The organism is Streptomyces sp. T028, assembly GCF_048159505.1.
Lineage (GTDB): Bacteria > Actinomycetota > Actinomycetes > Streptomycetales > Streptomycetaceae > Streptomyces.
Genome location: NZ_JBLRVZ010000092.1, coordinates 1 through 13,522, shown reverse-complemented (window position 1 = coordinate 13,522; position 13,522 = coordinate 1). Strand labels below are relative to the sequence as shown.

Genomic DNA, 13,522 nt, shown 5'->3' with positions numbered 1-13,522 from the left:
GGGGGGTTGGTTGACAGGGTGCCGGGTGGGTTTGAGGTGGTGGTGGTTGGTGGGGAGGTGGCCGACGGGTCGGTGGGGTCGGTGGGGTCGGTGGTGCCGGTGGCGGAGGTGGTGCCGGAGCCGGGGCAGGCGGCTTATGTGATGTTCACGTCGGGGTCGACGGGGCGGCCGAAGGGTGTCGTGGTCACGCACGGCGCACTGGCGAGCTATGTGGAGTGGTGTGTCGGGGCGTATCCGGGCGTGCGGGAGAGCAGTCTGCTGCATACGTCGGTGTCGTTCGACCTGGGTGTGACGGGTCTGTATCCCACCCTGGTCAGCGGTGGGTGTGTGTATGTGGCCGCTCTGGACGAGGGACTGCCGGCCGTGTTGCGCGGCCGGAGGCCGGCGTTCCTGAAGGTGACGCCGAGTCATCTGCCGTTGCTGGAGGCACTGCCGGAGGACTGCGTGCCGACACGACAGCTGATGGTGGGTGGAGAGGCGCTCGACTGGGATCGGGTACGGCGGTGGCGTGACCGGCATCCGGGGCCGCTGGTGGTGAACCACTACGGGCCCACGGAGGGGACGGTCGGCAGTACGCACTATCCGGTCGGCCGGGAAGAGCAGGGGGAGGGCGCGGTTCCGATCGGCCGGTCGTTCGCGACGACCAGGACGTACGTGCTGGACGGGCGGTTGCGGCCGGTGCCGCCGGGGGTGGCGGGGGAGCTGTATGTGGCCGGGGCTCAGCTGGCCCGTGGCTATCACGGTCGTGCGGGGCTGACGGCGGAGCGGTTCGTGGCCTGTCCGTTCGGTGCCGCCGGTGAGCGGATGTACCGGACGGGGGATCTGGTCCGGTGGACCCCGGAGGGGCAGCTGGTGTTCGTGGGGCGGGTGGACGATCAGGTGAAGGTGCGTGGCTTCCGCATCGAGCCGGGTGAGGTGGAGGCCGCCCTGGTGGCGCATCCGGGGGTGGGCCGGGCGGTGGTGACCGTTCGGGAGGACGTCCCCGGCGACAGGCGTCTGGTGGCCTATGTCGTTCCTGAGGGAGACGGTGTGGGAGGCGGTGAGCTGCGTGCGCATGTGGGCCGGCGGCTGCCGGAGTACATGGTTCCGTCGGCGATGGTGGTGCTGGACGAGCTGCCTTTGACAGCGAACGGGAAGGTGGACCGGGCGGCGTTGCCTGCGCCGGAGTACGCGGCGGCCGGCAGCGGCCGGGGGCCTGTCACGGTGCTGGAAGAGGTCGTGTGCCAGGTGTTCGCCGAGGTGCTGGGTGTGGAGCGGGTGGGGGTGGAGGACAACTTCTTCGAACTCGGCGGACATTCACTGCTCGCGGTGTCATTGGCGTCGCGCCTGCGTGAGCGGGGGCTGCCGGTGTCGGTGCGGGCGTTGTTCGAAGCACCCACTCCGGCGGCGCTGGCCGCGGCGGGCGACGGCGGTGGTGTGGTGGAGGTGCCGCCGAACGGTATTCCGGAGGGCGCGGAGGAGATCACCCCGGAGATGCTGCCGCTCGTGGAACTGACGGCGGCGCAGGTGGAGTTGGTGTGTGCGGCGGTCGAGGGCGGGGCGGCGAACGTGGCGGACGTGTATCCGCTGGCCCCGCTGCAGGAGGGCATCTTCTTCCACCACCTGCTCACCGGATCGGGGGACGTGGATCCGTATCTGCTCTCCCTCACCGTGGGCTTCGACGACCGTGAGCGGCTGGACGGGTTCCTGTCGGCGCTGCAGCGTGTGGTGGACCGGCACGACATCTACCGCACCGGGGTGGTGTGGGAGGGGCTGCCCGAGCCGGTGCAGGTGGTGTGGCGCCGCGCGGTCGTACCGGTGACCGAAGTGACGCTGCCCCAGGACGGAAACCCGGCGGTCGAGTTGCTGGCGACGGCCGGGCGGTGGATGGACGTACGGCAGGCGCCGTTGGTGCGGGTGCATGTGGCGGCGGAGCCGGGCAGTGACCGGTGGTTCGCTCTCGTGCAGATTCACCATCTGTTGCGGGACCACACCGGGTCGGATGTGGTGTTGGGCGAGGTCGAGGCGTTCCTGGCGGGGCGTGGGGACGAACTGCCGCCACCGCTGCCGTTCCGCGACTTCGTGGCGCAGGCCCGGCTGGGGGTGTCCCGTGCCGAGCACGAGGAGTACTTCGCCGGTCTGCTCGGCGATGTGACGGAGCCGACGCTGCCGTTCGGTCTGTCCGACGCCCGTGGCGACGGCACCGGTGTGCGGCGAACGCGGGAGACGGTCGACGAGGGCCTGGCGCGGCGTGTGCGGGAGCAGGCACGTCGGCTGGGGGTCAGCCCGGCGACGCTGTTCCACGTGGCGTGGGCGCGTGTCCTGGCGACGCTGTCCGGGCGCTCGGACGTGGTGTTCGGGACCGTACTCCTCGGCCGGATGAGTGCCGGAGCCGGTGCCGAGCGGACCCCCGGCCCGTTCATGAACACCCTGCCGGTACGGGTGAACGTCGACGGCGTGGATGTGCTCGACGCGGTGCGGGCGATGCAGGCGCAGCTGGCCGGCCTGCTGGTGCACGAGCACGCCCCGCTCGCCCTGGCGCAGAACGCGAGCGGCGTCCCGGGCTCGGTCCCGCTGTTCACCTCGCTGTTCAACTACCGCCATGTCAGCCACGAGCACGCGGGCGGAGCGCAGCCGGGTGAGGCGGAGGGCATGAGGGTGCTGTCCGCGGAGGACCGTACGAACTATCCGCTGGCGGTGTCGGTCGACGATTCCGGGACCGGGTTCGGGCTGACGGCCGGTGTGGTGGCTCCGGGGGACGCGGAGCTGGTGTGCGGGTTGGTGCGGACGGCGGTCGAGGGCCTCGTCATGGCGTTGGAGGAGACGCCGCGGGTGCCGTTGCGGGCGGTCGAGGTGATGGCGTCGCAGGGACGTGAGCGGCTGCTGGCGGAGTGGAACGACACCGCGCGGGCGATGCCCGGGGTGACGGTGGCGGAGTTGTTCGAGCGGCAGGCGGCGCGAACCCCTGATGCGGTGGCGGTGATCTGCGGGGACGAGGAGATCGGCTACGCCCGGCTCGACGAGCGGGCGTCGCGGCTGGCGGAGGCGCTGGCGGGCCGGGGTGTGGGTCCGGAGTCGGTGGTGGCGGTCGCGATGGACCGCTCGATCGACCTGGTCGTGGCGCTGCTGGCCGTGCTGAAGGCCGGTGGCGCCTACCTGCCGGTCGATCTCGCGTATCCGGCGCAGCGTGTCGCCTTCATGCTGGACGACGCCCGCCCGGTGTGCGTGATCACCGACAGTCCCCTGCCCGAGGTGCTGTCGGGCGGGCTGGGCGTGCCGATGCTCACGGTCGACGGGCACAGCGTCACCGAAGCCCCCCGGCCGGCCGACGCAGGTGTGCGCCGTCGTCCGCTGCTTCCCGCCCACCCCATGTACGTGATGTACACCTCCGGTTCGACCGGGACCCCGAAGGGCGTGGCGGTCACCCATCAGTCGGTGGTCAACCATCTCCTCACCCGTGTCGCGGAGTTCGGCTGGGAGGCGTCGGACCGGTTCATGCTCACCGCGCCGATGGGCTTCGACCCCTCGGTGTGGCAGATGTTCTGTCCCCTGGTGATCGGCGGGAGCTTTGTGATCGCGCCCGCCGGCAGCGCGGCCGATCCGGGGTACCTGGTCGCGCTGGCGCGGCGGCACCGTGTGACGGTGCTGCACCTGATCGCCTCGGCACTGGCCGGGGTGCTGGAGGAGCCGGGGGTGACGGGCCTGTCCTCCCTGCGGCAACTGGCCAGTGGCGGCGAGGGAGTTCCCGGTGCCCTGCGGGACCGTGCCGTCGAGCTGTTTCCGCAGGCCGACCTGGTCCAGGGTTACGGACCGGCGGAGGCCTGCATCTCGGTGACCTGGCATCGCTGCGCCCGGGACGAGGACGCGGTGCCGCCGATCGGCGGTCCGATCGCCAACTCCCGCCTCTATGTCCTGGACGACTGCCTGCGGCCGGTGCCCCCGGGGGTCGCCGGCGAACTGTACATCGCGGGGCTCCCCCTCGCGCGCGGCTATGTCGGGCGTACGGGGCTGACCGCGGAGCGGTTCGTGGCGTGCCCGTTCGGCGGTCCGGGCGAGCGGATGTACCGCACCGGTGACCTGGTGCGGTGGCGGGCCGACGGGGTGTTGGTGTTCATGGGGCGGGCGGACGAGCAGGTGAAGATCCGCGGGTTCCGGATCGAGCCCGGTGAGATCGAGGCCGCCCTGGCCACGCACCCCGGCGTGGCCCAGGCCGCTGTCGTCGCCCGCGAGGACACCCCCGGAGGCAAACGCCTCGTCGCCTACGTGGTGCCGGCCGGCACGGGAGCGGACGGAGCGGCAGCCGACGGCGCGGCAGCCGAGAACCTGGCCATCGGTCTGCGGACGCTGGCGGCCCAGCGGTTGCCGGAGTACATGGTGCCGTCCGCGGTGGTGGTGCTGGACGCGTTGCCGCTGTCGGTGAACGGGAAGGTGGACCGATCCGCTCTGCCGGCGCCGGAAGTCGCGTCGGCCGACGCGGGGCGGCCACCGGCGTCGGTCGCCGAAGAGCTCATGTGCGGGGTGTTCGCCGAGGTGCTGGACCTGGAGCGGGTCGCGGTCGAGCAGAGCTTCTTCGACCTGGGTGGTCATTCGCTGCTGGCGATGCGGCTGCTGTCGCGCGTGCGGTCGGTCTTCGGGGTCGAACTGGGGGTGCGGGTCCTGTTCGAGACGTCCACTCCGGCCGGTCTGGCGGCGCGGATCGCGGGCGCGGGTCCGGCCAGGGCCGGCCTGGCGCGGCGGGAGCGGCGCGAGCGGCCTGAACGGATGCCGCTGTCGTTCGCGCAGCGGCGGTTGTGGTTCCTGGCGCAGCTGGAGGGCCAGAGCCCCACCTACAACATGCCGGCGGCGCTGCGGTTGTCCGGGCCGGTCGAGGTGACCGCGCTCAGGTCCGCGCTGAGGGATGTGCTGGCGCGGCACGAGGTCCTGCGCACGGTGTTCCCCGCGCACGACGGCGAGCCGTACCAGCGGGTGCTGGACATGGCAGAGGTCGGGGACGTGCTGAGGGTCGCCCGGGCCGCCGGTGAGGAGCGGATCGCGGAACTGGTGGCGGCCGAGAGCGGTCACGGGTTCGATCTGGCGGAGGAGATCCCGGTACGTGTGCTGCTGATCTCCACCGGCCCGGACACCTCGGTGCTGGTGGTGGTGTTCCATCACATCGCGGGGGACGGCTGGTCCATGGGGCCGCTCGCCCGTGACATCTCCCGCGCCTACGCGGCCCGGCGCGAGGGCCGGCCGCCGGAGTGGGAGCCGCTGCCGGTGCAGTACGCCGACTACACGCTCTGGCAGCGGCAACTGCTCGGCGAGGAAGACGGTCCGGGCAGTCTGCTGACAGCCCAGGTCGGCCACTGGCGGCAGGCGCTGGCCGGGGCCCCGCAGGAGCTGACGCTCCCGGCGGACCGGACGCGGCCGGCGGAAGCCTCGTACCGGGGGCACACGACGCCACTGGACATCCCGGCGGACGTACACGACGAGCTCGCCGCGCTGGCCCGCAAGCAGGGTGTCACCCTGTTCATGGTGGTCCAGGCGGCGTTGGCGGTGCTGCTGTCCCGGCTGGGCGCCGGCGAGGACATCCCGATCGGTACCGCGGTGGCCGGCCGCACCGACCAGGCCCTCGACGAACTCGTCGGCTTCTTCGTCAACACCCTGGTGCTGCGCACCGACCTGCACGGCGATCCCACCTTCACCGAGATCCTGGGCCGTGTGCGCGAACGCGACCTGCAGGCGTTCGAGAACCAGGACGTGCCGTTCGAGCGGCTGGTGGAACTCATGGCGCCGACCCGCTCCATGGCACGCCACCCGCTGTTCCAGGTCATGCTCACCCTGCAGAACAACGACCCCGCGATCCTCGAGCTGCCCGGCGTGCGAGCAGAGGCGCACTCCCAGGTGCCCCTGCCGTCCAAGTTCGACCTCGACGTCACCCTGACCGAGGTCCTCCAGGACGGCCGGCGGGCGGGACTGCGGGGCTCGGTCGTCGGAGCGGCGGACCTGTTCGACGCGGACACCGTCTCGGCGATCGCCCACCGGCTGGTCCGCGTGCTGACGGCGGTGGCCGCGGACCCCGATGTGCGGCTGCACCAGGTCGATGTCCTCACCGAGGACGAGCGTGGCCGGTTCCTGGCGGTGCCGGAGCCGGTTCGTGGCCTGCCCGTGGCGCCGGACGTCACGTTGCCGGCGCTGTTCGAGGCGCAGGCCGCGCGGACGCCGGACGCGATCGCGGTCGTATGCGGTGATCAGCGCCTGACGTACGAGGAGTTGAACGCTCGCGCGAACCGTGTGGCACGGGTTCTGGTACGGCACGGGGTCGGGCCGGAGTCGGTGGTGGCGGTGCTGCTGGACCGCTCAGTGGACCTGGTGGTGGCGTTGCTGGCCGTGCTGAAGGCCGGCGGGGCCTATGTGCCCGTGGACCCCGCCTACCCGCGGGACCGGATCGCGTACGTGCTGACGGACGCGAAGCCGGTGTGTGTGCTGACCGCCGCCGCGCTCACGGACGTACTGCCCGTTCAGAGCGCGGTTCCGGTGCTGGTGCTGGACGGCTCGCGGATGGCGTCGGATCTTGTGGAGGCGTCGCCCGCGGATCTGCGGGGAGAGGACCGACCGGGGGCGGTGGCGGGTGCCCATCCGGCGTATGTGATCTACACGTCGGGGTCCACGGGGGCGCCGAAGGGCGTGCTGGTCACGCATCACAACGTCGTGACGCTGTTCGGTGCGCTGCGCGAGAGGTTCGGCTTCGGTGCCGGTGACGCCTGGTCGTGGTTCCACTCCTTCGCGTTCGACTTCTCCGTGTGGGAGATGTGGGGAGCGCTGCTGCACGGGGGCCGGCTCGTCGTGGTCCCCTTCCATGTGTCGCGGTCTCCTGACGCGTTCCTGCGGCTGCTGGCCGAGGAGCGGGTGACGGTCCTGTGCCAGACCCCTTCGGCCTTCTACGAGTTGATCCGGGCCGAGGGCCCCGCTCGGGCGACCGGGGAGGAGTCCGCGCTGCGGTGGGTCGTCTTCGGCGGCGAGGCTCTGGACACGGAGCGGCTCGGGCAGTGGTGGTCCCGGCACCCGGCCGACGGGCCGGTGCTGGTGAACATGTACGGAATCACCGAGACGACGGTCCATGTCACGTTCGACGAGGTGAAGCCGCCCGCCGGCGGTGCGTCGCCGCGAGGAAGCCTGGTCGGGCGGCCGCTTCCGGGGCTGCGCGTCCATGTCGTGGACCGTCACCTGCGCCCGGTGCCGCCAGGCGTCACGGGAGAGCTGTATGTGGCGGGCGGGCAGTTGGCGCGCGGGTACGCGGGCCGCGCGGCGCTGACGGCGGAACGGTTCGTGGCATGCCCGTACGGCGGTCCGGGGGAGCGGATGTACCGCACCGGCGATCTGGGCCGGTGGACCACCGACGGACGACTCCTCTACCTGGGACGGGCCGATGACCAGGTGAAGATCCGCGGCTTCCGGATCGAGCCGGGCGAGGTCGAAGCCGCCCTGGCGGCGCATCCCCAGGTCGCGCAGGTCGTGGTGGTCGCCCGCGAGGACGCCGCCGACGACAGGCGGCTGACCGCCTACGTCGTGCCCGCCGACGGTTCGCCCGGTACGCTCCGGGACCTGCCCGCCGTACTGCGCGGACACGCGGCCCGGCGACTGCCGGAGTACATGGTGCCGTCCGCGGTGGTGCCGCTTCCCGGTGGGCTGCCGCTCACGGTGAACGGGAAGGTCGACCGCTCCGCCCTGCCCGCGCCGGAGTACACGGTGGACACCGGCGGACGCGCACCGGCCACGGCGCTGGAAGAGATCGTGTGCGGCGTGTTCGCGGACGTCCTGGGCGTCGACCGGGTCGGAGCCGACGAGGGGTTCTTCGAGCGGGGCGGTCATTCGCTGCTGGCGATGCGGCTGCTGTCGCGCGTGCGGTCGGTCTTCGGGGTCGAACTGGGGGTGCGGGTCCTGTTCGAGACGCCCACTCCGGCCGGGCTGGCGGCACGGATCGCGGGTGCGGGTCCGGCCAGGGCCGGCCTGGCGCGGCGCGAGCGGCCTGAGCGGCTGCCGTTGTCGTACGCGCAGCGGCGGCTGTGGTTCCTGGCCCAGCTGGAGGGACCGAGCCCGACCTACAACCTGCCGGTGGTGGTGCGTCTGACGGGACGGGTCGACGTCACCGCGCTGGGAGCGGCCCTCGACGACCTCGTCACCCGGCACGAGGTGCTGCGCACGGTGTTCCCCCTCAGCGACGGGGAGCCCTGCCAGCAGGTACGGGAGCCGGACCGGCTCGGGCAGGTACTGCGAGTCGCCGAGGCCACCGCCGAACCACGGACCGCCGCTCTGGTGGCCGCCGAGCTCCGCCACGGGTTCGACCTCTCCGCCGAGATACCGCTGCGGGCGCTGCTGATCGAAACCGGCCCGGACACCGGTGTACTGGTCGTGGTGATCCACCACGTCGCCGGGGACGGCTGGTCGACGGACCTGTTCACCGAGGACCTGTACACGGCGTACGCGGCGCGCCGCGAGGGACGTGCGCCGAGCTGGGAGCCGTTGCCGGTGCAGTACGCCGACTACACCCTGTGGCAGCGCGAACTGCTCGGCGCCGAGAACACCCCCGGAACGCTCCAGGCCGCCCAGATCGACTACTGGCGGCAGGCACTGGCCGGTGCCCCCCAGGAACTGACCCTGCCGAGGGACCGGCCACGGCCCGCCGTACCGTCGCATCGAGGACACACGGTCACCTTCGACATCCCCCGTGCCGTCCACGAGCAACTGGTGGCGCTGACCCGTGAACACGGCGTCACCTCGTTCATGGTGGTGCAGGCCGGTCTGGCGGTCCTGCTGTCCCGGCTGGGCGCGGGCGAGGACATCCCGATCGGCACCGCCGTGGCCGGGCGCACCGACCAGGCACTCGACCGGCTGGTCGGGTTCTTCGTCAACACCCTCGTCCTGCGCACCGACCTCACCGGCAACCCCGCCTTCACCGAGCTGCTGGCGCGCACACGGGACACCAGCCTGGCCGCCCTCGACCACCAGGACGTGCCGTTCGAGCGGCTCGTCGAAGCGCTCGCCCCGACCAGGATGCGGGCCCGTCATCCGCTCTTCCAGGTCATGCTCGCGGTGGAGAAGGACACCTCGGCGGCCCTCGAACTCCCCGGCATCCAGCTGGAGACCCTGCCGCCCGAGACCAAGCCGGCCAAGTTCGACCTCAGCGTCACCGTGACCGAGACGTTCGAGGACGACCGTCCCGCCGGCATGAGGGGTTCGCTGACCGTCGCGGCCGACATGTTCGACCGGGTGACCGCGGACACGATCGGTCAGCGGTTCGTCCGAGTGCTCACCGGCGTGGCCGCCAGGCCGCAGGCGCGGGTCCGGCAGATCGACATCCTCACCGATGCCGAACGACAGCGGATTCTCGGCGGATGGAACACCGCCGAGGCTCCCACGTCCCTGCCCGCACTGTTCGCACAGCAGGCCGCGCGCACACCGGGCGCGGTGGCGGTGGTGTGCCGGGAGGAGAGCGTCACCTACGCGGAACTCAACGCGCGGGCGAACCGGCTGGCACGAGCCCTCGCCCGACGCGGGGTGGGCCCCGAGGCCGCGGTGGCGGTGGCCATGGACCGCTCCGTCGAACTCGTGGTGGCCGTACTGGCGGTCTGGAAGGCCGGCGGGGCACTGCTGCCGGTGGACCCCGGCTGGCCCGCGGCCCGCATGACCCAGGTTCTCGACGACTGCGGCGCGCGCGTCGCCGTCGCGGACACGACGGCGGCCCACGGCACGTTCGGACAGGCGGCGACCGCCACCGCGACGGACATCGTCCCGCCGCAGGCCGGCGACCGCGAGGACGCGGCGGACCTGCCCGCGGGATGGCCGGCGGACGTGACGGCGTACGTGATGTACACGTCGGGGTCGACAGGCGTCCCGAAGGGGGTGGTCGTCTCTCAGCGTGACGTGTTCGAGCTGGTGTCCGACCGGTGCTGGGGGAAGCCCGCCCGGGTGCTCGGGCACGCGCCGTACGCCTTCGACGCCTCGGTGTACGAACTGTGGGTGACACTGGCCGGTGGCGGCACCGTGGTCCTGGCTCCGGCGGGTGACGTGGACGGCCGCGTCCTGCGGTCGCTGACCGAGGAACACGGACTCACCCATGTGCACGTGACCGCCGGACTGATGCGGGTACTGGCCGAAGAGGACCCGGCCTGCTTCACCGGGCTGCGGGAAGTACTGACCGGCGGCGACGTGGTGCCCGCCGCGGCCGTGGCGGCCGTGCTCGAGGCATGCCCCGGGGTCGTGGTGCGGCACCTGTACGGGCCGACGGAGACCACACTGTGCGCCACCCAGCACACGGTCGCGGGCGCCGGGGCCGTACCGGAGGTCCTGCCGCTCGGCCGGCCGATGGACGACACCCGGATCTACCTCCTCGACGACGGCCTCTCCCCCGTGCCGCCAGGCGTGACGGGAGAGGTGTACGTGGCCGGGGCCGGACTGGCCCGCGGCTACCACGGGCGGCCCGGCACGACCGCCGAGCGGTTCACGGCGTGCCCCTTCGGGGCGCCCGGCGAGCGGATGTACCGCACCGGGGACCTGGCCCGCTGGACCCACGACGGTCAGCTGGTCTTCGCCGGACGGGCGGACGACCAGGTCAAGATCCGCGGATTCCGGATCGAGCCCGGCGAGGTCGAAGCCGTCTTGGCGGCCCACCCCCGGGTCGCCCAGGCCGTGGTGATCGCCCGCGAGGACACCTCCGGAGACAAACGCCTCATCGCCTACGTCGTCCCCGACGGCGAGCACACCACGGCCGGAGATCCGGCGGGCGAACTGCGCGCCTTCACGGGCGAGCGCCTCCCGGACCACATGGTGCCCACCGCCGTGGTCGAACTGACCGAGCTGCCGCTGACCGTCAACGGGAAGGTGGACCGGGCAGCCCTGCCCGCCCCCGAGTACCGGACGGACAGCGAGGCCCGCGAGCCCGCCACGGAGCAGGAACGCATCCTGTGCGAGATCTTCGCCGACGTCCTGGGCCTCGAACGCGTGGGCCCCGACGACGACTTCTTCGAACTGGGCGGACACTCCCTGCTGGTCACCCGGCTCGTGAACCGGATCCGCTCCATGCTGGGCGTCGAAGCGGGCATCTGGCTGCTGTTCGAGGTCCCCACCCCCGCCCGGCTGGCGGCACGGATCGCGGAAGCCGCGCCGGCACGGGTCGGCCTGGCCCCGTGGGAGCGGCCCGAGCGGGTGCCGTTGTCGTTCGCACAGCGCCGGTTGTGGTTCCTGGGACAGTTCGAAGGACCGAGCCCCACCTACAACATGCCGGTCGTGCTGCGCCTGAACGGGGCGCTGGACGTCGACGCGCTGCGGACGGCGCTGGGTGATGTCGTAGCCCGGCACGAGGTGCTGCGCACGGTGTTCCCCGTCGTGGACGGGGAGCCGTTCCAGCAGGTGGTGGGGTCTGCTGGGGTTGGCGAGGTGCTGCGGGTCGTCCAGGCCGCTGAGGAGCACGTCGCGGAACTGGTGGCGGCCGAGATCCGGTACGTCTTCGATCTGGCGACGGAGATCCCGCTGCGCGGGCTGTTGATCGAGACGGGCGCCGACACCCGTCTACTGGTCGTGGTGATTCACCACATAGCGGGGGACGGCTGGTCGATGGGCCCGCTCGCCCGCGATCTCTCCCTCGCGTATGCGGCGCGGTGTGAGGGACGTGTGCCCGGGTGGGAGCCGCTGGCGGTCCAGTACGCGGACTACACGCTGTGGCAGCGTGAGCTGCTGGGCGATGAGGAGGATCCGGGGAGTCTGCTGGCGGGGCAGGTGGCGTACTGGCGGGAGGAACTGGCGGGCGCGCCGCGGGAGCTGGGGTTGCCGGTGGACCGGCCGCGTCCGGCGGTGGCGTCGCACCGGGGACACGTGGTGGCCCTGGACGTGCCTGCTGACGTGCATCAGCGGTTGGCTGTGCTGGCGCATGAGCAGGGTGTCACGTTGTTCATGGTGGTTCAGGCGGCGTTGGCGGTGTTGTTGTCGCGGTTGGGTGCGGGGGAGGACATCCCTGTTGGTACGGCGGTGGCGGGGCGGACGGATCAGGCGCTGGACGATCTGGTGGGGTTCTTCGTGAACACGTTGGTGTTGCGTACTGATGTGTCGGGGGATCCGACGTTCGCCGAGTTGTTGGGCCGGGTGCGGGAGACGAGTCTGGCGGCTCTGGAGCATCAGGATGTGCCGTTCGAGCGGTTGGTGGAACTGCTGGCCCCGGACCGCTCCATGGCACAGCACCCGCTGTTCCAGGTCATGCTCACCCTCCAGAACACCGGTCTCGCGGCGCTGGACGTACCGGGTCTGACGGTGCAGCAGATGCAGAGCGGTCTGGCGGTGGCGAAGTTCGATCTGGAAGTGACGTTGAGTGAGGTCACTGACGAGGCGGGTCGCCCGGTGGGGTTGCGGGGGGCGGTGATTGGGGCGGCGGATCTGTTCGATCCGGTCAGTGTGGAGGCGCTTGCTGAGCGGTTGGTGCGGGTGCTGGGGGTGGTGGCTGCCGATGCTCGGGTGCGGGTGAGCGGGGTTCCGGTGCTGTCGGATGCCGAACGGCATCGGGTGGTCGTGGACTGGAACGGCACGGCGGTGGTTGTTGGGGATGTGTCGTGGCCGGTGTTGTTCGCGGAGCGGGTGGCGTCGGTGCCGGGTGCGGTGGCGGTGGTGTGTGGGGAGGAGGAGTTGACGTTTGCGGAGTTGGATGTGCGGGCGTCGCGGTTGGCTGGGGTGTTGGTGTCTCGTGGGGTGGGCCCTGAGTCGGTGGTGGGGGTGATGTTGGAGCGGTCGGTGGATCTGGTGGTGGCGTTGTTGGCGGTGTGGAAGGCGGGGGGTGCGTATCTGCCGGTGGATCCGTCGTATCCGGCGGAGCGGGTCGGGTTGGTGGTGGCGGATGCGGGGCCGGTGTGTGTGGTGACGGTGGGTGGTCTGGCGCGGGGGTTGGGTGTGCCGGTGGTGTGTGTGGACGACCCGGGTGTGGTGGCGGAGCTTGCGGCGGTGGACTTGTCGGTGGTGCCGGGGCCGGTGCGGCCGGATGCGGCGGCGTATGTGATGTACACGTCGGGGTCGACCGGGGTGCCGAAGGGTGTGGTGGTCACACAGCGGGATGTGGTGGCGTTGTCGGTGGACCGGTGTTGGGGGGAGCCGGTTCGGGTGTTGGGGTGTGCGCCGTATGCGTTTGATGCGTCGGTGTTTGAGCTGTGGGTGACGTTGGCGGGTGGCGGGTCGGTGGTGCTGGCTCCGGCGGGTGAGCTGGACGGTGGACTGATCCGGTCGTTGGTGGGTGTGCATGGGGTGAGTCATGTGCATGTGACGGCGGGGTTGTTGCGGGTGTTGGCGGATGAGGATCCGGGGTGTTTCGCCGGGCTGCGTGAGGTGTTGACGGGTGGGGATGTGGTGCCGGCGTCGGCGGTGGCGGCGGTGCTGGAGGCGTGTCCGGGGGTGGTGGTGCGGCATCTGTACGGGCCGACGGAGATCACGTTGTGCGCGACGCAGTTCCTGGCCGGGGATGGCGATGACGAGATACCTGCGGTGCTGCCGATCGGGCGGCCGTTGGACAACACCCGGATCTATCTCCTCG

General features: G+C 71.7%; 1 protein-coding gene. It reads left to right on the top strand.

The features are described from left to right. Positions 1 to 42: 42 nt before the first annotated feature. A partial coding sequence (locus ACLZN2_RS49800; protein WP_416986776.1) for an amino acid adenylation domain-containing protein occupies positions 43 to 13,522 on the top strand: 13,480 nt, incomplete at its 3' end.